Below are 25971 nucleotides of genomic sequence, written 5' to 3' on the forward strand. Positions count from 1 at the left end.
CATGACCGGCGATGCCGCCCGACCCGCTGCGCCGACCGATCGCCTGCGCGAGCTGCCCTCCGTCGACCGCGTGCTCGGCACGGCGGCCGCCGCGGCCGCCCTCGCCGTGCACGGCCACCCACGCACCGCCGCCGCCGTGCGCGCGGCGCTCCATGGGGCACGCGAGAGCGTCCGCACCGGGGGCGCGCTGCCCGGACCGGACGCCGTCGCCACGCTCGCCGCCGCCCGGCTGGCGGACGAGGCGCGCTCTACCCTGAGGCCGGTGTTCAACCTCACGGGCACGGTGCTGCACACCAACCTCGGCCGGGCCCTGCTCGCCGAGGCGGCCATCGAAGCGGCGGTCGAGGCCATGCGCCACGCCGTGTCGCTCGAGTTCGACCTCGCCACCGGCAAACGCGGCGAGCGCGACGACCACCTGCGCGCGCTGCTGTGCGAGCTCACCGGGGCCGAAGACGCCACCGTCGTCAACAACAACGCCGCCGCCGTGCTGCTGGTGCTCAACAGCCTGGGCCAGGGCCGCCGCTCCATCGTGTCGCGCGGCGAACTGATCGAGATCGGCGGCGCCTTCCGCCTGCCCGACATCATGGCCCGGGCGGGGACGGTGCTCGACGAGGTCGGCACCACCAACCGCACACACCTGAAGGACTACGGAGCGGCCCTCGCGCCCGAGACCGGGCTGATCCTCAAGGTACACACCTCCAACTACCGCATCAGCGGCTTCACGGCCGCGGTCGCCGCGCGCGACCTCGCGCCGCTGGCGCGCGAGCACCGGGTGCCGCTGGTGCACGACCTCGGCTCGGGTACGCTGGCCGATCTGGCCGGCATCGGCCTCGCGCACGAGCCCACCGTGCGCGAGGCCGTGGCGGACGGCGCCGGCCTCGTCACCTTCTCCGGCGACAAGCTGCTCGGCGGCCCGCAGGCCGGCTTCATCGTCGGGCGCCGCGACCTCCTCGCCGCGATCAACCGCAACCCGATGAAGCGCGCGCTCCGCGTCGACAAGATCCGGCTCGCGGCGCTCACCGCGACGCTGCGCCTTTACCGCGATCCGGCGCGGCTGGCGGAGCGCCTGCCGACCCTGCGCCTGCTGGCGCGCAGGCCTGACGACATCGAGGCGCAAGCGCGGCGCCTCGAGCCCGCGGTGGCCGCCGCCTGCGGCGGCGCCGTCACCGTCGAGGTCAGGCCATGCTCCAGCGAGATCGGTTCCGGCGCCCTGCCGCTCGAGACCTTGCCGAGCGCCGCGCTGGCGCTGCGGCCCCTCGCCGGCGGGGGTGGCGGAGCGCTGGCGAGCCTCGCCGCCGCTCTGCGGCGCCTGGCCGTGCCGGTGATCGGGCGTATCGGCGATGGCGCGTTGCTGCTCGACCTGCGCTGCTTGGAAGACGAGGCCGGGTTCCTGGGCGTGCTCGGCGCGCTCGATCCGGGAGCAGGCGATGCGATGGCTTGACCGCCTGATACGCTCGGTCCGCCCGGGAGTGGAGCATCCGTCGGCGCCGACGCCGGCGCCAGAGCCGAGCCCCTCGATCGCAGAGCAGATGGCGGCGGCCTTGGCCGCGGCGCAGGCGGGGGACCATGCGGCCGCCCTTGCAATCTGGGGACCGCTGGCGCAGGCGGGGGTGGCACGTGCGCAAAGCAACGTCGGCGCCTGCTTCGCCGAAGGTCTGGGCGTCGACCGCGACCCGGCGCTCGCCGCGCGCTGGCTCGGTCTTGCCGCCGATGCCTGTGACCCCGTCGGCCAGCGCAACCTCGCCGCGCTCTACTTCCGTGGCGACGGTGTGGAACGCGACGACCGCCGGGCGGCCGCCCTCTACCGCGCCGCAGCCGAACAAGGCGACGCCGCCGCCCAGGACATGCTGAGCTGGATGCTCGTCGAGGACGGCGGCATCACCTTCGATCCCGTCGAGGCATTGCGCTGGGCACATCTGGCGGCAGACCAGGGCGTCGCCCAAGCGATGACGCGGCTCGGCATGCTCTATCACGACGCGCTCGGGGCGGACCGCGACCCCGTGGAAGCGGCCCGGTGGTGGCACAGGGCGGCCGACCGCGGCGAGCCCGACGCACAATCCATGCTCGGCGCGGCCTATCACCTGGGCGCCGGCGTCGCGCGCGATCCCGTCGTTGCGCTGGCGTGGCTGCTGCGCGGCTCGGCGGGCGGCAGCGCGCTCGCCGGCCGCTTCCTCGGGCCGGCCCGGGCCGCGCTCGACCCGACCGGCATCGCCGAAGCCGAGCGGCTCGCGCGCGTCCCCTTGCCGGAGGCCCCGCCATGATCATCGGCACGGCCGGGCATATCGACCACGGCAAGACCGCGCTGGTCAGGGCGCTCACCGGCGTCAATACCGACCGGCTGAAGGAGGAGAAGGCCCGCGGTATCTCCATCGACCTCGGCTTCGCCTACCAGCCGACGCCGGACGGCGATGTACTGGGCTTCGTCGACGTGCCCGGTCACGAGCGCTTCGTGCGCACCATGCTCGCCGGCGCCGCCGGCATCGACTACGTGCTCCTCGTCGTGGCCGCCGACGACGGCGTCATGCCGCAGACCCGCGAACATCTCGCCATCCTCGAGCTGCTCGGCGTCACGCGCGGGGTGGTGGCGCTGACCAAGGCCGACCTCGCCGCCCCGCGGCAGCGCGAGACGGTGACCGCCGAGGTCCGCGCTGCTCTCGTCGGCGGCGCGCTGGCAACCGCCGACATCGTACCGGTCTCGACCGTCACCGGCGAGGGCATCGCGGCGCTCGGCGATCGGCTGGCCCGGGAGGCGGCCGCCTTCACCGCACGGGACACGGCCGGGCGCTTCCGACTGGCCATCGACCGCTCCTTCACCCTGCGCGGCGCCGGCACCGTCGTCACCGGCACCGTGCTCTCGGGCTCCGTCACGGTCGGCGACCACCTGATCGTCAGCCCGTCCGGCCTGCCCGTGCGCGTGCGCTCCATCCATGCGCAGAACCGCCCGGCTGAGCGCGGTCGCGCTGGCGAGCGCTGCGCCCTCAATCTCGCCGGCGAGCGCGTCACGCGTGAGGCCTTCGCCCGCGGCGACGTGGTGCTCGACCCGCTCCTGCACGCGCCCGCGGCACGCATCGATGCGACGCTCGCCGTACTGGCGAGCGAGCCGAGGCCGATCGGTCAGTGGTCGCCGGTCCGCCTGCACACGGCCGCCGTCGAGGTCGGCGCGCGCGTCGTGCTGCTGGGCGATGGGGCGATCCTGCCGGGCGAGGAGGCCTTCGTGCAGCTGGTGCTGGAGCGGCCCGTGGCCGCCGCCGTCGGCGACCGCTACGTCCTGCGCGACACCTCGGCGCGGCGGACAATCGGCGGCGGCCGGCTGGTCGACCTGCGGGCCCCGGCCCGCAGGCGCCGCACGCCGCAGCGCTTCGCCCAGCTCGCGGCCCAGGCCACCGGCGCGCCGGACGCCGCCCTCGCCGCTTTGCTGGCGGTGGCGCCCCGCGTGGTCGAGCTCGACGGCTTCGGGCGCGACCGGGCGCTGAGCGACGCCCAGCTCGAGGCTGCGCTCGCCCGTCCCGGGATCATCCGTATCGCCACCGGCGGCGTGCGCTTCGCCCTCGCCGGCGCCGACTGGGAAGCGCTGACCAGCGGGCTGCGCGGCACGCTCGCTGCCTTCCATCGCGACAATCCCGATCTCCCCGGCATCGGGCTGGAGCGGCTGCGCCTGCAATCGGAGCCGCGGCTGCCCGCGCCGGCCTTCGCCGCCGTGCTGCGCGGCCTGGCCCGGACGGGCGACGTCGCGCTCGACGGCGCCTGGGTGCGCCTCGCCGGCCACGAAGTGCACCTGACGCCGGCGGACGAGGCGGTGTGGCGCGAGATCCGCCCTCGGCTCGGCGGCACCGCCCGCTTCCGGCCGCCCCGCGTGCGCGACATCGCCGGGCTCATCGGCGCGAGCGAGGCCGAGGTGCGCCGGCTGCTGAAGCGAGTGGGGCGGATGGGTGAGGCGGACGAGGTGGCGCACGACCACTTCTTCCTGCGCGCGACTGTCGCCGAGTTGATCGACATCCTCGGCCGGCTCGCCGCTGCTGCCGGGCGCAGCGGCTTCACTGCTGCCCAGTTTCGCGACCAGGTGGACAGCGGTCGCAAGGTGGCAATCCAGATCCTGGAATTTTTCGATCGCCACGGGGTGACCCTGCGGCGCGGCGATCTGCGCCACATCGACGTGCACCGGCTGGACCTCTTCCGCCCGGCGGGCGAGACCGAGGCGCCCGCCATTGCTGGAGGAGAAGCGTCCCCGGTGGGGCGTCCGGACTTCAAATCCGGGAGGGGCCGCGCGCCGGTCTCTGGTGGGTTCGACTCCCATTCTCCTCCGCCAGCTCTTTCGGATAGGGCAAGATAGAACGTCACCGGCGCCCGCGGCCGAACATCCCTGCCATAAAATTCGTGCGCTGCCGGCAACCTAAGTCGGGTCTGCAAGTTCATGTTGGCGCAGCGCAGCAGGGATACGCCATGACTCACGAGAGCCGTAGCAAGGGCCGGATCGAGAACGGAGATGCGACCGTCCTGGGCGCAAACTTCAATGGAGAGGGGACGAACTTTGCCCTCTTCTCCGCCTATGCCGAGCGTGTCGAGCTTTGCCTGTTCGATCCGGCCACCGGCGCGGAAATGGAACGCCTGGCGTTACCCGAATACACCAATGAAGTCTGGCATGGTTTCGTGCCCGGAGCGGGACCGGGTACGCTCTACGGCTACAGGGTCCATGGTCCCTATGCGCCCGAGGCCGGGCACCGCTTCAATCCCAACAAGCTGCTGATCGATCCCTATGCCCGGGCGTTGCACGGCGAGGTGGAATGGTCGCCCGCGCACTTCGGTTACGTGATCGGGGCCGAGGACAAGGACCTCTCCTTCAACGAGCAGGACAGCGCTCAGGGAACGCCCAAGTGCGTCGTCATCGATCCCAAGGAGTCCGATTGGTCCGGCGACGCCGGCCCACGCATTCCATGGGCTGAGACCATCTTCTACGAAACACATGTCCGGGGTTTCACGCAGCGGCATCACGCCATCCCCGAACACCTGCGTGGAACCTTCGAGGGCCTCGGCCATCACGCGATCGTCGACTACGTCAAGTCGCTCGGCATCACCGCGATCGAGCTGCTACCCGTCCACGCCTTCCCTGATGACGAGCATCTCAAATCGAAGGGACTGAGCAACTTCTGGGGCTACAATACGCTGGCCTTCTTCGCGCCCGAACAACGCTATCTGGGGCCCGCCGGGCTCGCCGGTTTCCGTGCGATGGTGCGCGCCTTCCATGACGCGGGCATCGAGGTCATCCTCGATGTGGTCTACAATCACACGGCGGAAGGCAACGAACTCGGCCCGACCCTTTCGTTCAAAGGGATCGACAACTTCAGTTACTATCGAACACTGCCCGATCAGCCGCGCTACTACATCAACGACACGGGCACCGGCAATACGGTCAATACGTCCCATCCGCGCGTGCTGCAGCTGGTGCTGGATTCGCTGCGCTATTGGGCCGGTGAGATGCATGTCGACGGGTTCCGCTTCGACCTGGGGACGATCCTCGGGCGCGAGCCGAACGGGTTCGATCAACGCGGCGGCTTCTTCGACGCGATCGGGCAGGATCCGCAGCTGTCCAAAGTGAAGCTGATCGGCGAACCTTGGGACATCGGCCCCGGCGGCTACCAGGTGGGCGGATTTCCGCCGGGCTGGGCGGAATGGAACGACAAATATCGGGACACCGTTCGCGACTATTGGAAGGGGACACCGGGCGTCCTGAGGGATTTCGCGGCGCGTGTGACAGGATCGGGAGACATCTACGACCTGCGCGGCCGCAGGCCGTGGGCCGGCGTGAACTTCATTACGGCGCACGACGGTTTTACATTGAACGACTTGGTCTCATACAACGATAAGCACAACGATGCCAACGGCGAGGACAACAACGACGGGCATTCCGACAACCGAAGCTTCAATTACGGAGCGGAAGGGCCGACGGACGACGCCGGCATCAGGGCCGTGCGCGAGCGGCAGAAGCGCAACTTTCTCGCGACACTCATGGTCTCGAGCGGCACGCCGATGCTGCTTGCCGGTGACGAGTTCGGTCGCACGCAAGGCGGCAACAACAACGGCTATTGCCAGGATAGTGAGATCTCATGGGTCGATTGGGACGGCGCCGATGAGGATGGACAGCGTCTCACCGCCTTCGTCCAGCGGCTCACCGCCTTGCGGCGAGCTCAGCCGCTCCTGCGCCGTGCCAGCTTCCGCGACGGGCTGCAGGTGACATGGCTGAACCCCGGCGGAGGCGAGCAGACGCAGGAGCAATGGGACGACGCCGGTGCCAACTCGGTCGCCTTGCGCCTTCAGCGCGACGGTCTCGACGCGGAGGGCGAATGGAGCGACATCATCATCGCCTTCAATCCCCATGACGGCGTTGTGCCGTTCAAATTGCCGGCTCGCGAGGAGCGCCGCTGGACCTTGGTGCTCGACACCAACGATCCCGACCGCCCCGAACAGGAATGCCCGGAGGGCGAGCCGAGCTTGAACGTCGAGGCGCGCTCGCTAGCCGTGTTCGTCTGAAGGCACGGGCTGCGCCTGTCCAGCCAGCCCCAATCGTCGCGCGAAGAAGGTATCGGCCAAGCGCCGGGGCAGTGCGCTGACCAGCCAGTGTTGCAACGGCGTCGGACTCAGCGCGTAGCGCGTGCGGGGCTTGGCAGCGGTGAGCGCGGTCTTGACCGCCTCGCCGATCCGCTCCGGGGGCAGGCCGTTCCGGCCTTGCGCGATCATGTAGCCGCGCATCTTGGCGATGGCCGCGGCATAGGGCGTGCCGTCGAAGGTCCCCACGTCGGCCGCCGTGTCGGCCTTGTCCCAGATCGGCGTCGCCACGGCGCCCGGGCCGATGATCACCACGTCGATGCCAAACAGCATCAGTTCGCGGCGCAGCGCTTCCGACAGGCCTTCGATCGCGAACTTGGAGGCGCTGTAGGCGCCGACGAAGGGCGCGGCGCTCTTACCGCTCACCGACGAGATCATCACGATCCGCCCAGGCGCTCCCCGCCGCGCCCGATCGCTGCCGAGCAGCGGCACGAAGTGCTGCGTCACGATCAACTGGCCAGTGACGTTGACGGCGAGCTGCTGCTTGAAGTCGTCGATGGCAAGATAGATGAGCGGTCCCGGCACGGCGATGCCGGCGTTGTTGACGAGCCCGGCCAGCGTCTCGCCGCCAAGGGCTGCGTCCACCAGCGCCGCGCCGGCGGCCACCGCCGTCTCGTCGGTCACGTCGAAGACGAGCGGCGTGAAGCTCGCACCGAACTCCCGGGACAGCCTGTCGGCATCCTCGGCCTTGCGCACGCTGCCGAACACGCGAAAGCCTGAAGCGGTCAGCACCTCCACGCAGGCCCAGCCGATGCCGCTGGAGGCGCCGGTGACGACGACGGACTGCATGGGTCGCTCCCTCGCGGCGGCGCGGCCATCGGCTGCCAAGCGTGCACGGGAGCACTCCTGGTGCCTGGCGGCAAGTGCCCGCAGCGCGTCTCCCCGATCGCGTTATCCGTCCGATTGGGACGGGCTTTAGCCGAACGTGAAGGCGTAGGCGCGGACCCCGGCATCGAGGAATTCGATCTCGAAGGTACGGTCCGCCACCCGTTCCGCCTGCCGCACGAGCTGGTAGAGACGGGGGCTGTCGACGCGCCCCCAGCCGTCGGCGTCGACGTCGGTGCCGTGATCAGCGCCGGGCGCGGCCCCGTCGAGCCTGACGCGGAAGCGGACCGGACGGCCGGGCGCGGACGGCGCCAGCACCAGGTGCAGGTCGCGAGCGTGGAAGCGGTAGGCGATGCGGCCGGACGGATCATCCAGCGTCGCGAACTCGCGGCCGACGGTCCACGTGCCGGTCAGGCTCCACCGGTCGAGCGGCAGCGCCGCCAGCGGCCGATAGCGGTTGGGCGCGTCCTCCCAGATGCCGCCGGGCGAGGCGAAGTTGCTGGCCTGGGCGTAGCCGACGTAGGTCTCGCCCGAGTGCAGATCGCGCGCGTCCGCCGCCGCCTGCGTGCCCTCCCCCACCACAGGGCCGGCGGCGGCCGCGGGCGGCGCGGCACCGGCATCGGCCAGCAACTGGCGGAGGACCTCGTCGGAGCGCTCATAGCCACCCTCGCCGAGCACGCGGTGGCGGAGACGGCCGTCGGCGCCGAAGATGTAGATGGCCGGCCACGCTTGGTTACCAAAGCCCCGCCAGACCGCGAAATCGTTGTCGATGGCGACGGGATAGCCCACCCCGAGCGTCGCTGCGGCGCGGCTGACGTTGCCCACGTCCTTCTCGAAGGCGAACTCCGGCGTGTGCACGCCGACGACGACGAGGCCCTGGTGGCGGTACCGCTCGGCCCAGGTGCGCACGTGGGGCAGAACCCGCAGGCAATTGATGCACGAATAGGTCCAGAAGTTCACGAGCACGACCTTGCCGCGCAGATCTTCGGCCCGGAGCGGCTGCGCATTCAGCCAGGGGCCGGCGCCCAGGAGCGCGCCGAACGGGCCGGCCTCCATCGGGTCCGCGGCAGCCTGTGCCGGGCTGCCCGGGCCGGCGAGGTCGCGCCCACTGCCGAGGCCATCGACGAGCCCCTGTTCGATCCGGATCGTTCCGGCCGCGGACCAGCGGGTCAGGAGGCTGGCATCCAGACCCAGCCAGATGGTCGCCACCGCCGCCAGCACGGCGCCGCCGAGGGCCGGCCGCAGCCGCTCGCCCCACCGGACCCAGCCGCCGACCGCCGCGAGCAGGCGCCGGCCCAGCAGCAGGCCCGCGGCCAGCGAGGTCGCCGCCCCCAGCCCGTAGGTCAGCAGCAGCAGCGAGGTCTCGATGCGCGGGCCACCAAGCGCCGCGCCGGTCAGGATCAAGCCCAGCACCGGCCCGGCGCACGGCGCCCAGAGCAAGCCGGTGGCAACGCCCAAGGCCAGCGAAGCCGGCGTGCCAGACGGCCACCGGGTGCCGGACCAGTCCGCCAGGCGTGAGCCGGCCGCCACGACCGGCGCCGTCAGGCGCGCCGCCAGGCCGGGCCACAGGAGCGACAGCCCGACCAGCGTCATCAGCAGCAGTGCGCCGGCCCGGCCGTAGCGGCTGGCCTCGACCGCCCAGCCGCCGGCGATCGCCGCCAGGCTGGCGGCGGCGCCGAAGGCCAGGGCGAGGCCGAGCAGCATGGGCAGCGCCGTGCGCCGGAACGGCCCGTCGGCGCGCGCCAGCGCGAAGGGCAGGATCGGCCAGATGCAAGGCGACGCGATCGTCAGCACGCCGGCGAGGTAGGCAAGGACGAAAAGCGCCATCGACGCCACCATTCGATTGCGGAGCAATGTCGGACGCGAAGGTCACTGCGCCCATCACGGCCGGGCGGGCGACGGCGCCCAGCCGCGTCAGCGAGGTGTCGGCCGGCCGGCCCTGCCGCCGGGGCGGCAGGGCCGGCCGGGTCTCACACCACGTTGACCACGACGGCGATGTTGCCGCGCGTCGCCCTGGAATACGGGCAGGTCTCGTGGGCCGCATCGACGACGGCCTGGGCAGTGGTGCGATCCAGGCCCGGCAGGCTGACGTTGAGCCGTGCCTGAAGGGCGTAGGCGGCGCCGGCCGTGCCCAGGTCCACCTCGGCGTCGACCGCAAGGTCGGCCGGTAGCGTCACCTTCAGGCGCCCGGCCGCATGGCGCATGGCGCCGATGAAGCAGGCCGACCACCCGGCGGCGAACAATTGCTCGGGATTGGTGCCGGCGCCGGGCGCGCCGGGCGGGGTCAGCTTGACCTCCAGGCGGCCGTCCGAGCTGCGGGACGCGCCGTCGCGGCCACCGGTGGTGTGGGTCTGGGCGGTGTACAGCACCTTGTCGATCTGGGTCATGGCATCACCTTAAGTTCGTGTGCGATTAAATCGTACGCGACTCATATCACTGGCTCGCTCGCGGATGTCAACCCTTCCGATTTCATCGCATGCGATCTATATCGATCACGAGATCTCGATCACACGCCCGGAGGCCGCGCATGAGCCAAGCCCGCCCCTCAAGCCCCAAGCTCGCCGACTTTCTCTGCTTCGCGATCTATTCGGCCAACCTGGCCTACGGCCGGGCCTACAAGCCGATCCTCGAGAAGCTCGGCCTCACCTACACGCAATACATCACGATCGTGGCGTTGTGGGAGAACGACAACCAGACCGTCGGCGGCCTTGGCGAGAAGCTGTTCCTGGAATCGAACACGCTGACGCCGATCCTCAAGAAGCTCGAAGCTCTCGGCTATCTGCACCGCCGGCGCGATCCAGCCGACGAGCGGCAGGTGATCGTCAGCCTGACCGACGCAGGCCGGAGCCTGCGGGAGAAGGGCCTGGAGCTGAACCTGGTCAAGGCGACCGGCCTCAGCGTGGAGGAATTCCCCAAGATGCAGAAGGCGGTGACCACGCTGCGCGACAACCTCGCCAAGGCGGCGCGGGGGGTGGGCTGACGCCGTCCGCTCAGCCCCGTCACGCACCGCCGGACGTGTCGGCGGGGTCCGCCGCCGCTAGCGCCTCGCGGCGGTCTGCCCGCGGCGGGGCGATCACCACCCGGTTGATCTGCCGCTTGATCGCCTTGGCCTCCGGGCCGGCGAGCCTGACCTTGCGGTCCCAGCCCTCGGTCAGCACGGCACCCCACGGCCCAAGATCCAGGCAGGTGACGTAGCGCGGCTGGCTGTAGGGCAGCGCGGCGATACCCAGCAGATCGGCCGCCGCGTTGTTGCCCGCCGAGCGCCCCAGTCGCAGAGCGTGCTGGCACGACATCATCGCATGATGCCCGGCCTCGTCCGTGGCGGCGCAGGCGGCGTCGCCGGCCGCGAACACCTGCGGGGCCGTCGGCACGCGCAGCTCGCGGTCGACGTGCAGACGGCCGAGGCGATCGCGCGCGCCCGGAATCTGCTGGGTGAGGGCCGTGGCCTGCTGGCCCGCCGTCCACAGCACGGACCGTGCTGCGATGCGTTCGCCGGTAGACGTCACCGCCCCATGGGCGTCGATCGCGGCGACACGCACCCCCAGGCGGCACTCCACACCGAGCTCCGCCAGCGCCTCGCGGATCACCGGCCGCGGACCCGCCCCCAGATCTGGCCCGATCTCACCCGCTTGCTCGACGATGACGACACGCACGGGCGCCTCCGCGCCCAGTATGGCCCGCAGGCGAGCCGGCAGCTCGGCGGCAATTTCGATCCCGGTGAAGCCGCCTCCGACCACGACGACGCTGCCGCGGCCCGGCGTCGCCGGCGACGCAACGAGCCCGTGTAGGTGCGCCTCGAACGCGGCCGCCTCGTCCAGCCGGTCGATGCTGAACGCATGGGCTGCCAGGCCAGGAATGTCGGGCCGCACTGCCCGGCTGCCGGCCGCCAGGACCAGCCGGTCGTAAGCCAGGCTGAACCGCGTGCCGGCCGCGTCGACGACGTCGATCTCACCGTCAGCGGTGCGGATCGCCTCGACCACACCCTGCACGAAGCCGATGCCGGTCGCCCGGAAGAGCTCCTCCAAGGGCGCGCTCATCGTCGCGGCCTCAGCCTCGTAGAGCCGCGGGCGCAGAGTCAGCGCCGGTTCGGGTGCAACAACGGCGACCTCGACGTCCGCCCCGTGCAGATCGATCAGCCGCATTGCCGCGAGCGCCCCCCACAGGCCGGCGAAGCCGGCGCCGATCACGAGAATTCTGCGACGCATGAGGAATCCTTACCGATTGTGAATGGGGTGTCGGCGCCGGCGCCGACGCCAAGGCCGCGTCCTGCCACGATCCCTCTGACGGCGCTCAGGCGGCGGCCGCGCGTGCCGCCTGCGGCACGCGGCGGAAGGCGATCCCCATGCGGTTGAGGGCATTCATCAGGCTTATGGCGATCGTCAGATCCACCAATTCCTTCTTGCCGAACACGGCGGAGACGGCTTGGAAGGCCGCATCCGGAATGGCGGTCTCCGCCACGCGCGTGACCGTCTCGGCCCAGGCCAGAGCCGCGCGCTCGTGGGCATCGAACAGATCGCCCGCCTCCCGCCACGCCTGGAGCAGCGCCAGCTTTTCAGGCTTGACGCCGCTCCTGATGAGGTCGCGCGCATGAAGATCGAGGCAGTAGGCGCACCCGTTGATCTGGCTGATGCGCAGGTAGACCGTCACGACAAGGACTTCGTCCAGGCCGGACTGCTGGACGTAGCCGTAGACACCGCCCAGCGCCTTCACACCAGACGGAGCGATGTTCGTGTAGTCAAGACGAGCGTTCATCGAACAATCCGTTGATCAAATTGCAGAAATATTTCGCACCCATACGTACGTTTTGCTATTTTGAATAATTCATATCACGGGAAGTTCACTGTTTATATTTAGAACTATCATAAATATATTTATTCAATCACGACGAAGTAATACTTTTTACTATCACGCTCACTCAGCCAGCTGGGACGATCAGGATGCATGCGCCATGCACCAAGATAAAGAACCAAGAACGATTCATTTGGATGTACCACGAACCATGCAGCCCACGCCGTTGGACCTGAAGCCGGCGCCGCTGTCCCCCCGGCACGTCACGCCGGAGGCGGCGCGGCTGGCCCCCTGCTTGAGGGTAGCGACCGTTATGGGGAGCGCCCCGTCAGCCCGCGACCGGCTGCGCTGCCTGATCGAAATGCACGCATAACGCGCCGCGCTGGCCTCGCGCGCCAGGCTCGTTGTAGCGTGCCCGCGGCGCCTCTGGCGCCCGGCGGACCGGGAATCGGCCGCTGCTGAAATACACATGGGAGGAATTGAATGAGGACGCTCAAGTTCGCGCTGCTGTGCGCGGCAGGCCTCGGCGCGACACTCGGTCCAGCGTGGGCGCAGAAGCAGTATGACACCGGCGCCACCGACACCGCGGTGACGATCGGCAACACGGTTCCCTATAGCGGCCCGCTGTCGGCGCACGGCATGCAAGGGCGCACCGAAGCCGCCTTCTTCCGCATGCTCAACGAGGAGCGCGGCGGCATCAACGGCCGCAAGATCAATTTCATCTCGCTGGACGATGCGTTCTCGCCCCCCAAGACCGTCGAACAGACGCGCAAGCTGGTGGAGCAGGACGGCGTCCTCGCCACGTTTGCCTCGGTAGGCACGGCCGCCCAGACGGCGGTGCAGAAATACCTGAACGGCAAGGGCGTGCCGCAGCTTCTCGTCAGCACCGGCGCGACCAAATGGAACCAGCCCTCGGTCTTCAAATGGACGACGCCGGCCTCCAGCACCTACGGCGTCGAGGCCGAGAGCTACGCCAAGTATCTCCTCAAGGAGAAGCCCGACGCCAAGGTGGTGATCTTCTACCAGAACGACGACTATGGAAAGGACTACGTCACCGGCTTCAAGAAGGGCCTCGGCGACAAGGCCTCCACCATGATCATCAAGGAGATCACCTACGAGCTGACCGACCCGACGGTCGATTCCCAGGTGCTCGCCGCCAAGAACAGCGGCGCCGACACGCTGCTCAACGTGACCCTCGGCAAGGCGACATCGCAGACCTTCAAGAAGCTGACGGAGATCGGCTGGAAGCCGCTTCAGTTCGTCAGCAGCCCGTCGACCGGCCGCGTCTTCCTCGACGCCGCCGGCATCGAGAACATCCAGGGCATCATGACGGCGAGCGCCTACAAGCAGGTGACCAGCCCGCGCTGGGCCGACGATCCGGACGTCAAGACCTATCTCGCCTTCATGAAGAAATACCTGCCCAACGACGACATCACCAACGAGATCGGCTTCGTTTCTTATTCGTTCGCTCACGTCATGGCGCACATCATCGAGAAGGCCGGTGACAACCTCACGCGCGAAAACCTGCTGAAGCAGGCGACGACGCTGAAGGACGTCAAGGTGCCGGCGCTCATCCCCGGCGTCAGCTACAGCAACTCCCCCACCGACTACACGCCGGTGAAGGCCTTGCAGCTCTACCGTTTCGAAGGCAACGACTGGGCGCCCGTCGGCGAGGTGATCCACATCAATTGACAAGGTCCGCCGCGCCGGCCTGCCGCCGGCGCGGCGGCCCGACCTTCGTCTCCGACCGGGACCGCACCATGACCGCATCGCCCTTCCAGATCCGCACGCTCGGCCCCGACGACACCGGACTGTTCGACGACATGTTGAACGTCTTCGGCGAAGCCTTCGACGATATCGAGGCGTATGGCCGGGCCCGGCCGAGCGCCGGCTACCTGAAGCGCCTGCTCGGCGGGGATCAGTTCATCGCCGTCGTCGCGGTGAAGGAGGGCCGCGTGGTCGGCGGCCTCGCCGCCTACGAGCTCCTCAAGTTCGAGCAGGAGCGCAGCGAGATCTATATCTACGACCTCGCCGTTGCGGCCCCGCAGCGGCGCCAGGGCATCGCCACGGCCCTGATCGAGGAGCTGAAGCACATCGCCGCGGCGCGCGGCGCCTACGTCATCTTCGTGCAGGCCGACCACGGCGACGACCCCGCCATCGCCCTCTACACCAAGCTCGGCACCCGCGAGGATGTGCTGCACTTCGATATATCGCCGGCGTGAATGCTGCCGTTTCCGTCCAGTCCGCCGCGAAAGTCGTTCTCCGGCACGCTTCAGGCTCGCTCGGAGCAACGGCCGCTTGCCCGGACGCCCGCCGCGGCGGCGGCTATGCGCCAGAGCATCCTGCGGAAAATTTACTCCATCAACGTAAATCGGAAGAATGAATTTTCCATCATCCAATCTATAAACGAAAACAAATTCCGGCTTTCCGCCGATATATAATAAATCAAGGATCAATGATTGGAAGGACACGGCGCGGCGTCTACGCGACAGCATGCCGCTGTACGGTGCCCGTTCAATTTCGGGGACAGCACCCATGGCTAAACGCCAAGGCCAGATCAAACTTGGGGCCTTCCACTATATTTCCGGGCATCACATCGCCGCGTGGCGCCATCCCGGCGCTTCCGCCGACACCTCGCTCGCCGACTATGTGAACTTCGCCAAGACCGCCGAGGCCGCCAAGTTCGATGCCGTGTTCCTGGCCGACAGCGTCGACGTGCGCCTGCTGCATCCGGAGGGGGCGGCCCGCAAGGCCCACACCGGCATCACCCTCTTCGAGCCGCTGACGCTGCTCGCCGCGCTCGCCACGGCCACGAGCCGCATCGGCCTCATCGCGACCGCCTCCACCAGCTTCAACGAGCCGTTCAACCTCGCGCGCAAGTTCGCCTCGCTCGACCATATCAGCGGCGGCCGCGCGGGCTGGAACCTGGTGACCACCAACGACCCCGAGGCCGCGCTCAACTTCAACCATATGGCGCCCGTTCCGCCGGCCCAGCGCTATGCGCGCGCCGAGGAGTTCGTCGACGTCGTGCGCGGGCTGTGGGACAGCTTCGAGGACGACGCTTTTCTGCGCGACCGCGACAGCGGCCTCTACGTCGACCTGGCCAAGCTGCACGTCCTCGATCACCAGGGCCCCCACTTCCAGGTCAAGGGGCCACTGAACAGCCCCCGGTCGCCCCAGGGGCACCCGGTCGTGGTGCAGGCCGGCTCGTCCGAGCCCGGCAGGGAGCTCGCGGCCCGCACGGCCGAGGTCATCTTCACCGCCCAGCAGACCCTGGCCGAAGCCACCCGCTTCTACGCGGACGTGAAAGGCCGCCTGGCGAAATACGGCCGCGCGCCGGACGAACTGAAGATCATGCCCGGCGCCTTCATCGTAGTCGGGCGGAGCGAAGCCGAGGCGCAGGACAAGTTCGAGGCGTTGCAGCAACTGATCCAGCCCGAAGTCGGACTCGAGCTCCTGCGCGTGATGCTCGGGGTCGACCTGCGCGGCTACGACCTCGACCAGCCGATTCCGCCGCTGACCGATACCTTGGGCAGCAAGAGTCGCCAGACCCTCGTCGCCGAACTGGCGCGTCGGGAGGGCCTCTCCATTCGCCAGCTCTACCAGCGCATCGCCGGCGCCCGCGGCCATTGGCAGCTCGTCGGCACCGGTGCGCAGATCGCCGATGAACTGGAAGAGCGCTTCGTCCACTACGGCGCGGACGGCTTCAACCTGATGTCGCCGCTGCTGCCCCAGGGGCTCACGGACTTCGTCGAGCTGGTGCTGCCCGAGCTGCGCCGCCGCGGCCTGTTCCGCACCGAATACGAGGGCCGGACGCTGCGCGAGAACCTCGGCCTCGCACGTCCCGCCCATCGCAGCGCCCGTGCCGGCGCCTCCGTCGCGGCGGAGTGAGCGGGTCCGCCCCGCCCCGTCGCCCCACGTCTCCCGCCAAGGCCAGAATGATGTCCAGCACCGCCTCCAGTGCCCGCAGCCTCAGCGAGGCTCCGCCTGATTTTCAGCTGCTGTTCGACACCATCGCCGCCGGCGCGGCCGAGCGCGACCGCGACCGCGTCCTGCCCTTCGACATCATGGACCGGCTGCGGGAAAGCCGGATCGGCGCGCTGCGGCTGGCCAAGGCCGACGGCGGTGCGGGCCTCAGCCACCGCGAGCAGTTCCGCGTCGTCATCGCCCTGGCCGCCGCCGATCCCAACGTCGCTCATATCCTGCGCAACCATTTCAGCTTCGTCGAGCGCTTCGCTCGGCCCAAGAACGTGCCGCACCGGGACAAATGGGCAAAGCTCATCGCCAGCGGTGCCATCGTCGGGCTCGCCAATACCGAGCTCAACAGTCCGAAGGTCGGCGCCGTCCCCTACGAGACGCGGCTTACGACCGATGGCGACGGTTATCGGCTCGATGGGGTGAAATACTACAGCACCGGCACGCTGTTTTCCGACGTGGTCCAGGTCCGGGCGACCGCGCCTGACGATCGCCCTGTGTCGGTGATCATCCCCACTCGGCGCGAGGGCGTCGAGCTCGTCGACGACTGGGACGGCGCCGGCCAGCGGTTGACGGGATCGGGCACCACCCGCCTCCACGACGTGCGCGTCGAGGCGGACGAGGTGGTGTTCGACGTGCCCGGCCTGACCTACAGCCTCACCTACAACAACACCCTCGCCCAGCTCCTGGTCACCGCCATCGTCGCCGGCATCCTGCGCAGCGTGCTCCAGGACGCCAAGGCGCTGGTCATCTCGCGCAAGGACCGCAACTTCTACTATGCCAACGCGGCCCGCGCCGCCGACGACCCGCTGCTCCAGCAGGTGATCGGCGAGATCGCCAGCAACGCCTTCGCCGCCGAGGCGTTGATTCTGACTGCGGCCGATGCCCAGGACGAACTGGCGCTGGTGCGCGAGCGCGGTCTGCCCGACGAGGCGCTGGCGCATACCGCCGCCGAGATTGCGGCCAAGACCAAGATCGTCGTCGACGAGCTGACCCTGCGCAGTGCCAACCGCCTGTTCGACGCGGGCGGCGCCTCGGCCCTGCAGCGCACCAAGAACCTCGATCGCCATTGGCGCAACGCCCGCACCCTCGCCAACCACAACCCGTCCGTCCTCAAGGCGCAGGCCCTCGGCGCCTACGAGCTCAGCGGCGAGCCGCTCCCGGGCCAAGGCTTCTTCTAGAGCGTTTTCGAGCGAAGTGGACGCCGGTTCGCGTGAAGAAAACGCGATAAATCAAATAGATAGAGCATTTCGGCGATTCGAAGAAACGCGGAAATGCTCTAGGCCCTCCTCCTCTTCCTTCCATGAGCACGAGCCTTCCGATGACCGCTGCGGCCCCCCTCGCCCTCCGCCGACGTTCCGCTCTCGCCTGGCCGCTGCTGGCTGCCGCGGCCGTGTGCGCCGGCCCCGCCCTGGCGGCGGCGCAGCCGCAGCCCGGCGGGTCGATCACCTTCGGGGTGACGACGGAGCCCGTGTGCTTCAATCCGCAGCGCTCGACCCAGCAGAACTCGTTCATCGTCATCCGCAACTTCGTGGATTCGCTGATCGCCAAGGGAGCGGGCGGCCGCTTCCTCCCGTGGCTCGCAACCAGCTGGACGATCTCGCCGGACGGCAAGGTCTACGACCTCAAGCTGCGGCCGGACGTGACCTTTCACGACGGCGAGAAGCTCGATGCGGCCGCCGTCAAGTTCAACCTCGATTTCGTCAAGGACCTGAAGAACGCCAACGCGGCGAGCGAGTTGGTGCGGTCGCTGGCGCAGGTCGACGCCGTCGGTCCCCACGAGGTGCGGCTCACGCTGTCGCAGCCCGACTCGACCTTCCTGGAATCGCTGTCGAGCATCCGCCTCGGCATCCTGTCGCCCAAGGCACTGCAATCGGGCGACCAGCTCTGCTCCGGTGGCCCGGCCCTCGCCGGCACGGGGCCATTCCTGTTCGAATCCTACACCCGCGGCCAGTCGGTCGCGCTGGTGCGCAACAAGGACTACGCCTGGGCGCCCGGCTATGCCGCCCACACCGGGCCCGCGTATCTCGACCGCGCCACCATCCGCTTCCTGCCGGAATATTCCGTGCGTGCCGGCGCGCTCTCCTCGGGGCAGGTGGACGTGATCGAGGGCGTGCAGCCGACCGACGCCGCCCTGTTCAAGGACCAGCCCGGCTTCCAATTCATCACCGGGCCGTCCGGCGCGCAGACGGCCTTCACGCTCAACATCAACTACACCATCCCGCCCGCCACCGACGTGCGCGTGCGCCAGGCGCTGCGCGACGGCGCCGACATCGGCGCGCTGGTTAAGAGCGTCTACCTCGGCACGGTCCGTCCCGCCTGGTCCAACATCGGCCCCGAGAACCCCTTCTACGACAAGACGCTGGAGGGCACGTGGGGCAACGATCCGGCCAAGGCCAACAAGCTGCTCGACGAAGCGGGCTGGACCGGACGCGATGCTGAAGGCTTCCGCACCAAGGACGGCCAGCGCCTCACCATCGAGGTCGGCTATCCCCAGCCTTACGTGCGCGACAATCGCGACGTGCTGATCCAGGGCGTGCAGGCCCAGTTGCGCAAGAAGCTCGGCTTCGACCTCAAGCTGCGCATCACCACCGGCGGCGAGTGGGCCCAGCAGCTCGCCAAGGGCACCTGGACCATCTACCCCAACACCTATCTGCCGGCCGACGCGGCGCGCGAGCTCGACGCCAACATCGGCCGCAACGGCTTCATCAGCGCCGTCGCCGACAAGGCCGATCAGCCGTTGTTCGATCTCATCGAGAAGGCGCAGCGGGCGACCGATATCGAGGCCAAGCGGGAGTTCACCGCGGCGGCCCAGAAGCGGGCCGTGGAGCAGGCGTTCATCGTGCCCCTCTTCGCGGCGAACTATCAGCTCGCGGCCAAGGACACCATCCGCGGCCTGTCGTTCGAGACCCAGCTCGATTCGCCCTCCAACCTCTACGACGTCTGGGTGGCGCAGCCGTGATCATCCATCCGGTCGCGCGCCGCATCCTGGCCCGGCTGGCGACGAGCCTCGTCGTCGTCTGGGGCAGCATCACGGCCGCGTTCCTGGCGCTGCACGCCCTGCCCGGGCGGATCGAGGACATCCTCGCCGGCGACCTCATCTATCCCGGCCTGCGCGAGGCGATCATCGCCGAGTGGGGGCTCGACCGGAGCCTCTTTGCCCAATACGTCGACTTCGTCGGGCGCATCGCCGCCGGCGACTTCGGCCTCTCCTACGTGCTGCGCCAGCCGGTCGCGCAGATCGTCGGCTCGCAGATCTGGCCGACGGTCCACCTCGCCTCGGCGGCGGGCGTGCTGGCGCTGATTCTGGCTGGTGTGGCGGCCACGCTCACCGCCGGCCGCGGGCGGCTGGCACGCGGCCTCGCCGCCGCCGTCGAGCTCACCTGCGCCTCCGCGCCGGTGTTCTGGATCGGCATCCTCCTGCTGATGCTCTTCTCCTTCACGCTGCGCTGGTTCCCCGTCTCGGGCGCGCAGTCGTGGCAGGCGCTGGTGCTGCCGGCGGTGGCGCTGGCGCTGCCCACCGCGGGCCTGCTCGCCCAGGTGCTGCGGGAGGCCATGGAGCGGGCGCTGGAGCAGCCCTTCGTCGTCACCGTCCGTGCCCGCGGCCTCGGCGAAGGCCTGATCCGCCTGCGCCACGTGCTGCGCCACGCCGCCCTGCCCGCTGTGACGCTGGGCGGCTGGCTCATCGGTGGCCTCCTCGGCGGCGCCGTCATCACCGAGAAGGTCTTCGGCCGGCCGGGGCTCGGCACGGTCACACTGAACGCGGTGCTGTCCCACGACGTGCCGGTGGTGCTCGCCGTGGTGCTGCTGGCCGCCTTCATCCACGTCGCCGCCTCGACGCTGCTCGACATCGTCTACGTCGTCATCGACCCCAGGCTCAGGCAGCAATGACCGACTCCTCCCTTGCGGGCACGGCACCCGTCGACGACGCCGCCGTCCGCTCCCGGGCGTTGCCGCGGCCCTCGGCCGGCGTGGCGCTGGCCGCGGCCTTCGTGCTGCTGCTGGCGGTCGCAGCCCTCGCCCCGCAGCTGTTCACCCACTACGATCCGCTCGAAGGCGACGCGCTGGCGTCGCTGCAGCCGCCCGGGGCCGAGCACCTCTTCGGCACCGACCGGCTCGGCCGCGACATCTTCGCCCGCACGCTCTACGGGGCCCGCTATTCGCTGGCCATCGGCCTGGGCGCGGCGGCCATCAGTGCCGTCTTCGGCATCGCGCTGGGGCTCCTCGCCGGCCAGCGCAGCCGGCTACTCGACGAGACGGTGTCGCGGCTGTTCGACATCATCTCGTCGTTCCCCGGGGTGCTGCTGGCCCTGCTCGTGGTGACCTTCCTCGGCGCCGGCCTGACCAACATCGCCATCGCCGTCGGCATCTCCGCGATCCCGAAGTTCGGGCGGGTGGTGCGGGCGCAGACCCAGCTGGTGCGTGACGCGGACTATGTCACGCACGCCTACATCTACGGGCGCAGCCGCCTCGGCGTGTTTTTCGGCCACTTGCTGCCCAACGTGCTGACCGCCGTTCCGGTGGTCGCGACGGTCTCGATCGGCACCACCATCCTGGCCGTCTCGGGCCTCAGCTTCCTCGGTCTCGGCCCGCAGCCGCCGACGCCCGAATGGGGCGTGATGCTGGCGGAAAGTCGCGACGTGCTGCGCATCGCCTGGTGGCCCGGCGTGTTCCCGGGGGCCGCGATCACGCTCACGGTGATCGCCTTCACCGTGCTGGGCAACGCCTTGCAGCGCCGTTTCGAGGGCCGCGCCCCATGACCGCCGGCACGCCCCTCGTCGATATCGAAGGGCTGTCCGTGCGCTTCGGCGCGGACGGACCGGCCGTCGTGCACGACGTCGACCTGGTCGTGCATCCGGGCGAATGCGTGGCGCTGGTGGGCGAATCCGGTTCCGGCAAGAGCGTCACGGCGCGCAGCCTGATCAACCTCGCCGGCCCCGGCGCGCGGACGACGAGCCGACGCCTCCTGATCGGCGGCGAGGACGCCAGCCGCTTCGACGCAGCGCGCTGGCGCCGCCTGCGCGGCACCTTCGCCGGGCTGGTGATGCAGGATGCGCTGACCTCGCTGGACCCCTTGCGGACCATCGGGCAGGAGGTGGCGGAAGTGGTCGTGCACCACCGTCTGCCAGTCGGGCGCCGGCGCATCGGCGAACTCGTCGCCGACACCCTGGCGCGTGTCGGCGTCCCCGAACCGGAGGTGCGCGCCCGGCAATATGCGCATCAGCTGTCGGGTGGCCTGCGCCAGCGGGCCCTCATCGCCTCGGCCATCGCCGGTCAGCCGCGTTTGATCATCGCCGACGAGCCGACGACGGCGCTCGACGCCACGGTGCAGGCGCAGGTCATCGCCGTGCTGAAGGACCGCGTGCGCGAGGGCGCAGGCCTCCTGCTCATCAGCCACGATCTCGCCGTCGTGGCCGGCATCGCCGACCGCGTCCACGTCATGCGCGCCGGACGGGTGGTGGACGCCGGCCCGACGGCCGAGGTGCTGGCACGCCCGCGCCACCCCTACACGCGCCAGCTCATCGCCGCCGTGCCGTCGCCGCAGGCGCGCGGCAGCCGCCTCGCCTCGGCCCGCATCGCACCGGATGACGCAGGCGGCCCCATCCGCATCCTGCGCGAGCCCTTGCCGGCCCGTCCGGCGGTCTCCGACGAGGTGGTGCTCGAGGCGCGCGGCCTGACCAAGACCTATCGCCATCGCGGCGGCCGCAACGCCACCTTCACGGCGCTCGAGGATGTCTCGTTCTCAATCCGGGCCGGCGAGGTGGTCGGCCTGGTCGGCGAGTCCGGATCGGGCAAGTCGACCTGCGCCAAGATCGTCCTCGGCCTCCTTGAGCCGGACCGGGGCAGCGTGCGGCTGCTCGGCGAGCCCTGGTCGGGCCTTTCCGAGCGGGCGCGGCGGCCACGCCGGGCCAAGCTGCAATACATCCCGCAGGACGCGCTGAGCAGCTTCGATCCGCGCTACCGGGTCAAGGACATCGTCGGCGAGAACCTGCCGGGTCTCGATGCCGCAGCCGGCGCGCGCCGGATCGGCACGCTGCTCGAACAAGTGGGCCTCGCCCCAGCGTTGGCCGAGCGTCATCCCCGCTCGCTCTCGGGCGGCCAGCGCCAGCGGGTCGCCATCGCCCGGGCGCTCGCGGCCGAGCCGGCGCTGGTCGTCTGCGACGAGCCTGTCTCGGCGCTCGACGTCAGCATCCAGGCGCAGGTGGTCGACCTGATCGCCGAGCTGCAGGCGAAACTCGGCACGGCGCTGCTGTTCATCTCCCACGACCTGGGACTGGTGCGGCACATGGCCGACCGGCTGATCGTGCTGAAGGACGGCCGCATCGTCGAGGCGGGCGATGCCATCGGCGTGTTCGACGCCCCCGCCCACACCTACACGCGCAGCCTCATCGCCTCCCTGCCGGCGCCCTTGCTCGCCGGCCCGGCCTCTCCTCACCCGATCGGGACCCGGCTATGACCGACCGCCAGCTGCACCTCAACGTCAACATGCTCAGCGCCGGCTTCTACGGCTCGGCGTGGCGTGCCTCGGCCGGCGACCCGGCCGCGTTCACCGACATCAACCACTACGTCAAGCTGGCCAAGATCGCCGAGCGCGGCACCTTCGACGCGGTGTTCCTGGCCGACTCGCCGGCGCTCGTCGACCGACCGGAGTTCCGGCCCTTCTATACGCTCGAGCCGACGATCATCCTCACCGCGATCGCCGCGGCGACCGAGTTCATCGGCCTGATCGCCACCGCCTCGACCACCTACAACGAGCCCTACAACATCGCCCGCCGCTTCGCGAGCGTCGACCTGGCGAGCGGCGGTCGCGCCGGCTGGAACGTGGTGACGACGGCCGATGCCGTGGCCGCCCGCAACTTCGGCTTCGACAACGCGGTCGCCCACACGACCCGTTACGAGCGGGCCGCGGAGTTCACCGAGGTGGTCACCGGCCTGTGGGACAGCTGGGAGGACGACGCGCTCGTCGGCGACAAGGCGACGGGGCGCTTCATGGATACCTCCCGCCTGCACGCCCTCAACCATGTCGGCCGCTTCTTCTCGGTCCGAGGGCCGCTCAACGTACCGCGCTCGCCACAGGGCCACCCGGTGATCGTGCAGGCCGGCGGCTCGGACGACGGCCGGGCGCTCGCCGCCCGCTACGCCGAGGCGATCTTCTCGGTCGCCAACTCGATCGACGAGGGCAAAGCCTTCGCCGATGACATTCGCCGCCGGGCGGCCGCCTACGGCCGGCCCGGCAGCGCCATCGTCACGCTACCGGGGCTGGCGACGGTGATCGGATCGACCGAGGAGGAGGCGCGCCGGCGCGACGACTACCTGTGGTCGCTGATCCCCGCCGACTACAGCCTGGTCCGCGTCGCCGGCATCCTGAACGTCGATCCGCACTCCCTCGACCTGGACGAGCCCCTGCCCGACACGATCCAGATGCCGATCGACGGCTCGCAGACTTTCTTCCGCGCCCTGGTCGAGGTGGCGCGGCGCGACCGGCTGACCGTGCGCCAGCTGCTGCGGCGGCTCGGCGGCGGCACCGGCCACCGGGTCATCGTCGGCACGCCGGAGCAGATCGCCGACGACATCGAGGCCTGGTTCCGCGCCGGCGCGGCGGACGGCTTCAACCTGATGCCCGACCTGTTGCCGGAGGGGCTGGAGCTGTTCGTGGATCACGTCGTGCCGCTGCTGCGCCAGCGCGGCATCTTCCGCTCCGCCTACGCCGGCACGACGCTGCGCAGCCACCTCGGCCTCGAGCGGCCCGCCAACCGGCACACGATAAAGGAGCGTCTGGCCGGCTAGATGATCGCTCTTGCCGGAGGGCCGTGCTCGCGACCGACGGCCTGCTCGCCTCACCCGAGCGCTGCGAGGCGATCGATAAGCTCGCGCTTCGTCCCGTGGCGGCCGCAGATCAACGTCAGGTAACGCGCGAGCGCGCCAAGAGCTCGTTCGATGAGCGCCTTTGGACAGCAAGGTCGACGTCGCATCAGGCCGCCGTGGGGGCCCGCCCATTGGGGTTCACAGCGGCACGCCGCGCCTTGAAGGTGGCGGTCCGCCTCTCCTCCGCGGCGCGGGCGGTGCGCCTGATCCGCAGGAGATCCTTGCGGGACACGAGCCCGACGAGGCGCATACTGCCCCGCTCGACGATCGGCACGCGGCCGATGTCGTCTGCCGCCATGCGATCGGCAAGGGCCGATACGGTCTCGTCGGCGTATCCCACCACGACGGAGGCGTCCGACCGACGCTCGAACAGGGTCTCGCCGTCCACACCACCCGCGGCCCGCCAACGCAAGACATCGCCGCGCCCCACCATGCCGATCACGCGGCTGGCCTCGTCCAGGATGGGATAGGACTTATGGCGAGGCTCGCCGTCGGAGAAGTAGGCGATCGCCGCGTCCACGCGCATGGCGCCGGGCAGCGTGTCGACGTCCCGCACCATGACCTCGCCGACGCGCAGCAATTCGAAGGGGTCGACGCTGTATTCGCGCACGATGTGCTGGCCCCGCCGCGCGATCTTCTCGGTGAGGATCGAGCGCTTGAGCAGCAGCACGGTGACGGCATAGGCCGCGCCGGTCGCCATCAGGAGTGGACCGAGAAGCGCGAAGTCGCCCGTCAGCTCCACTGCGAACAGCACGCCGGTCAAAGGCGCGCGCATCGTCCCGCCCATCATTGCGGCCATGCCGATCAGCGCCCAGGCGCCGGCGGGGCCGGGCAGCAGCTGGCCCTCCAGCCATCCCAGGCAGCCGCCGAAGATCAGCAGGGGCGCCAACACGCCGCCCGATGTCCCCGACGCCAGCGCAACGATCCAGATGGCGGACTTCACGACCAGGATGAGCGCGACCTGCGTGGCCGCGGGCTGGCCGCCCAGCAAGTCGGCGATAATGTCGTAGCCGACGCCGAGCGCCCGTGGCTCGATGAGGCCGCCGAGGCCGACGGCGAGGCCGCCGAGGGCCGGCCACCACATCCAGTGCAGCGGCAGCGCCTGGAACAGATCCTCCGCCTTGTAGAGCAGGCCCGTCAACAGGCCCGACTGCAGCCCGGCGACGACGCCGGCGCCGACGCACATCGCGAGCCCCCACCAGGGCAGATCCAGCGCGCCGGAGAACGGAAACAGCGGCCCGGCGCCGATCAGCAGCGGCCTCAGGGCGACGGCGACCGAGCAGGCGGTGATGACCGGGATCAGGCTACGCGGCTTCAACTCGAACAGCAGCAGCTCGACCGCCAGCAGCACCGCGGCGATCGGCGTGCCGAAAATCGCGGTCATGCCCGCTGTTGCGCCGGCAACGAGCAACGTCTTGCGTTCGGCGGCGCTGAGGCTGAAGCACTGCGCAAACAGCGAACCGATGGCGCCACCGGTCATGATGATGGGCCCCTCGGCCCCGAACGGGCCGCCGGTGCCGATCGAGATGGCCGAAGACAACGGCTTCAGCAGCGCGACCTTCGGCGACATGCGGCTCTCGCCGATGAGGATCGCCTCGATCGCTTCGGGGATGCCGTGGCCGCGGATCTTCTCGGATCCGAAGCGGGCCATCAGGCCGATCACGAGGCCGCCGAGCGCCGGCGCCGCCGCCATCCACCCATTGACCGCCGCGGTGGCGGGAGACGAGGCTGCGACGCTGAACGTCTGAAACCACACCAGGTTCGTGACGAGCGCGATCGCCCGCAGCAGCAGCCAGGCCGCTGCACCGCCGCCCGCACCGACGAGCACGGCCATGGCGACGAGAAGGAGAACGCGGGGACTGGTGGTAAAATCGCCGAGCCGAGGCAGCGCGCCGACGGAATGGGAACGATGCAAGA

The 25971-nt window shown here is 69.9% G+C and carries 19 protein-coding genes, 1 tRNA gene and 1 pseudogene; 15 read left to right on the top strand and 6 right to left on the bottom strand.

What is annotated here, in order from left to right; translation table 11 throughout:
- The first annotated feature begins 1 nt into the window (after position 1).
- From selA to glgX, 5 genes and pseudogenes are all read left to right on the top strand, one after another.
- Entirely contained in the window at positions 2–1441 is a 1440-nt protein-coding gene (selA, locus tag IEW34_RS18435; protein WP_188610675.1) for an L-seryl-tRNA(Sec) selenium transferase, read from the top strand.
- On the top strand, positions 1428–2261 hold the full coding sequence (locus tag IEW34_RS18440) for a tetratricopeptide repeat protein (RefSeq protein ID WP_188610676.1): 834 nt from the start codon (positions 1428–1430) through the stop codon (positions 2259–2261). Before selA ends, IEW34_RS18440 begins: the two co-directional genes overlap by 14 nt.
- Positions 2258–4090 (top strand): annotated as a pseudogene (gene selB, locus IEW34_RS18445) (selenocysteine-specific translation elongation factor); the annotation flags it as partial. The gene IEW34_RS18440 and the pseudogene selB, both read left to right, overlap by 4 nt.
- Positions 4091–4210: 120 nt before the next feature.
- Positions 4211–4306 (top strand) — tRNA-Sec (locus IEW34_RS18450).
- 134 nt (positions 4307–4440) lie between these two features.
- Positions 4441–6525, top strand: a complete 2085-nt coding sequence (glgX, locus tag IEW34_RS18455; RefSeq protein WP_188610677.1) for a glycogen debranching protein GlgX — start codon at positions 4441–4443, stop codon at positions 6523–6525.
- Here glgX and IEW34_RS18460 read toward each other — a convergent pair.
- The 3 genes from IEW34_RS18460 to IEW34_RS18470 all read right to left on the bottom strand — a co-directional run bounded on the left by IEW34_RS18460 (position 6508) and on the right by IEW34_RS18470 (position 9812).
- Positions 6508–7389: an SDR family NAD(P)-dependent oxidoreductase gene (locus IEW34_RS18460; RefSeq protein ID WP_188610678.1), complete on the bottom strand. Its 882-nt coding sequence runs from the start codon at positions 7387–7389 to the stop codon at positions 6508–6510. The genes glgX and IEW34_RS18460 overlap by 18 nt on opposite strands.
- Before the next feature lie 126 nt (positions 7390–7515).
- Positions 7516–9252, bottom strand: a complete 1737-nt coding sequence (locus IEW34_RS18465) for a redoxin domain-containing protein (protein WP_188610679.1) — start codon at positions 9250–9252, stop codon at positions 7516–7518.
- 143 nt (positions 9253–9395) lie between these two features.
- Positions 9396–9812 carry an organic hydroperoxide resistance protein gene (locus tag IEW34_RS18470; RefSeq protein WP_188610680.1) on the bottom strand — a complete coding sequence of 139 codons (417 nt, stop codon included), beginning with the start codon at positions 9810–9812 and terminating at the stop codon, positions 9396–9398.
- 140 nt (positions 9813–9952) lie between these two features.
- On the opposite strand from IEW34_RS18470, the gene IEW34_RS18475 reads away from it, so the two are divergent.
- Entirely contained in the window at positions 9953–10405 is a 453-nt protein-coding gene (locus IEW34_RS18475; RefSeq protein WP_188610681.1) for a MarR family winged helix-turn-helix transcriptional regulator, read from the top strand.
- Between the two features lie 19 nt (positions 10406–10424).
- Here the strand turns inward: IEW34_RS18475 and IEW34_RS18480 are convergent, their stop codons facing one another.
- On the bottom strand, positions 10425–11630 hold the full coding sequence (locus IEW34_RS18480; protein ID WP_188610682.1) for an NAD(P)/FAD-dependent oxidoreductase: 1206 nt from the start codon (positions 11628–11630) through the stop codon (positions 10425–10427).
- Positions 11631–11715: 85 nt separating this feature from the next.
- A complete protein-coding gene (locus IEW34_RS18485) occupies positions 11716–12177 on the bottom strand; it encodes a carboxymuconolactone decarboxylase family protein (protein ID WP_188610683.1) in 462 nt (153 codons plus the stop codon).
- A gap of 519 nt (positions 12178–12696) precedes the next feature.
- Here IEW34_RS18485 and IEW34_RS18490 point away from each other — a divergent pair.
- The 9 genes from IEW34_RS18490 (at position 12697) to IEW34_RS18530 (ending at position 23976) form a co-directional block, all read left to right on the top strand.
- Entirely contained in the window at positions 12697–13905 is a 1209-nt protein-coding gene (locus tag IEW34_RS18490) for an ABC transporter substrate-binding protein (protein ID WP_188610684.1), read from the top strand.
- A gap of 68 nt (positions 13906–13973) precedes the next feature.
- Positions 13974–14435, top strand: coding sequence for an AAC(3)-I family aminoglycoside N-acetyltransferase (locus IEW34_RS18495; protein ID WP_188610685.1), 462 nt, complete (start codon positions 13974–13976; stop codon positions 14433–14435).
- Positions 14436–14748: 313 nt separating this feature from the next.
- Positions 14749–16104 carry an LLM class flavin-dependent oxidoreductase gene (locus tag IEW34_RS18500; RefSeq protein ID WP_188610686.1) on the top strand — a complete coding sequence of 452 codons (1356 nt, stop codon included), beginning with the start codon at positions 14749–14751 and terminating at the stop codon, positions 16102–16104.
- A 50-nt stretch (positions 16105–16154) separates the two neighbouring features.
- Complete coding sequence (locus tag IEW34_RS18505; RefSeq protein ID WP_244642073.1) at positions 16155–17369, top strand: acyl-CoA dehydrogenase family protein; 1215 nt, start codon at positions 16155–16157, stop codon at positions 17367–17369.
- A 140-nt stretch (positions 17370–17509) separates the two neighbouring features.
- The gene (locus tag IEW34_RS18510) at positions 17510–19150 is read left to right on the top strand and encodes an ABC transporter substrate-binding protein (RefSeq protein ID WP_188610688.1); all 1641 of its coding nucleotides are present in this window, start codon (positions 17510–17512) and stop codon (positions 19148–19150) included.
- Entirely contained in the window at positions 19147–20079 is a 933-nt protein-coding gene (locus tag IEW34_RS18515; protein WP_210324527.1) for an ABC transporter permease, read from the top strand. The genes IEW34_RS18510 and IEW34_RS18515 overlap by 4 nt, the downstream gene beginning before the upstream one ends.
- Positions 20076–20948 carry an ABC transporter permease gene (locus tag IEW34_RS18520; protein WP_188610689.1) on the top strand — a complete coding sequence of 291 codons (873 nt, stop codon included), beginning with the start codon at positions 20076–20078 and terminating at the stop codon, positions 20946–20948. Before IEW34_RS18515 ends, IEW34_RS18520 begins: the two co-directional genes overlap by 4 nt.
- Entirely contained in the window at positions 20945–22645 is a 1701-nt protein-coding gene (gene nikE / locus IEW34_RS18525; protein ID WP_188610690.1) for a nickel ABC transporter ATP-binding protein NikE, read from the top strand. Before IEW34_RS18520 ends, nikE begins: the two co-directional genes overlap by 4 nt.
- Positions 22642–23976: an LLM class flavin-dependent oxidoreductase gene (locus IEW34_RS18530; RefSeq protein WP_188610691.1), complete on the top strand. Its 1335-nt coding sequence runs from the start codon at positions 22642–22644 to the stop codon at positions 23974–23976. The genes nikE and IEW34_RS18530 overlap by 4 nt, the downstream gene beginning before the upstream one ends.
- A gap of 184 nt (positions 23977–24160) precedes the next feature.
- Here IEW34_RS18530 and IEW34_RS18535 read toward each other — a convergent pair whose 3' ends face one another.
- Positions 24161–25969, bottom strand: a complete 1809-nt coding sequence (locus IEW34_RS18535; protein WP_244642074.1) for a chloride channel protein — start codon at positions 25967–25969, stop codon at positions 24161–24163.
- Positions 25970–25971 lie beyond the last annotated feature (2 nt).

This window comes from Chelatococcus reniformis (genome assembly GCF_014640075.1).
Lineage (GTDB): Bacteria > Pseudomonadota > Alphaproteobacteria > Rhizobiales > Beijerinckiaceae > Camelimonas > Camelimonas reniformis.

Excerpts from the sequence above, each read along its gene's own strand:
- selA (WP_188610675.1), top strand. The coding sequence starts at position 2 with ATGACCGGCGATGCCGCCCGACCCGCTGCGCCGACCGATCGCCTGCGC.
- IEW34_RS18440 (WP_188610676.1), top strand. The coding sequence starts at position 1,428 with ATGCGATGGCTTGACCGCCTGATACGCTCGGTCCGCCCGGGAGTGGAG.
- glgX (WP_188610677.1), top strand. The coding sequence starts at position 4,441 with ATGACTCACGAGAGCCGTAGCAAGGGCCGGATCGAGAACGGAGATGCG.
- IEW34_RS18460 (WP_188610678.1), bottom strand. The coding sequence starts at position 7,389 with ATGCAGTCCGTCGTCGTCACCGGCGCCTCCAGCGGCATCGGCTGGGCC.
- IEW34_RS18465 (WP_188610679.1), bottom strand. The coding sequence starts at position 9,252 with ATGGCGCTTTTCGTCCTTGCCTACCTCGCCGGCGTGCTGACGATCGCG.
- IEW34_RS18470 (WP_188610680.1), bottom strand. The coding sequence starts at position 9,812 with ATGACCCAGATCGACAAGGTGCTGTACACCGCCCAGACCCACACCACC.
- IEW34_RS18475 (WP_188610681.1), top strand. The coding sequence starts at position 9,953 with ATGAGCCAAGCCCGCCCCTCAAGCCCCAAGCTCGCCGACTTTCTCTGC.
- IEW34_RS18480 (WP_188610682.1), bottom strand. The coding sequence starts at position 11,630 with ATGCGTCGCAGAATTCTCGTGATCGGCGCCGGCTTCGCCGGCCTGTGG.
- IEW34_RS18485 (WP_188610683.1), bottom strand. The coding sequence starts at position 12,177 with ATGAACGCTCGTCTTGACTACACGAACATCGCTCCGTCTGGTGTGAAG.
- IEW34_RS18490 (WP_188610684.1), top strand. The coding sequence starts at position 12,697 with ATGAGGACGCTCAAGTTCGCGCTGCTGTGCGCGGCAGGCCTCGGCGCG.
- IEW34_RS18495 (WP_188610685.1), top strand. The coding sequence starts at position 13,974 with ATGACCGCATCGCCCTTCCAGATCCGCACGCTCGGCCCCGACGACACC.
- IEW34_RS18500 (WP_188610686.1), top strand. The coding sequence starts at position 14,749 with ATGGCTAAACGCCAAGGCCAGATCAAACTTGGGGCCTTCCACTATATT.
- IEW34_RS18505 (WP_244642073.1), top strand. The coding sequence starts at position 16,155 with ATGTCCAGCACCGCCTCCAGTGCCCGCAGCCTCAGCGAGGCTCCGCCT.
- IEW34_RS18510 (WP_188610688.1), top strand. The coding sequence starts at position 17,510 with ATGACCGCTGCGGCCCCCCTCGCCCTCCGCCGACGTTCCGCTCTCGCC.
- IEW34_RS18520 (WP_188610689.1), top strand. The coding sequence starts at position 20,076 with ATGACCGACTCCTCCCTTGCGGGCACGGCACCCGTCGACGACGCCGCC.
- nikE (WP_188610690.1), top strand. The coding sequence starts at position 20,945 with ATGACCGCCGGCACGCCCCTCGTCGATATCGAAGGGCTGTCCGTGCGC.
- IEW34_RS18530 (WP_188610691.1), top strand. The coding sequence starts at position 22,642 with ATGACCGACCGCCAGCTGCACCTCAACGTCAACATGCTCAGCGCCGGC.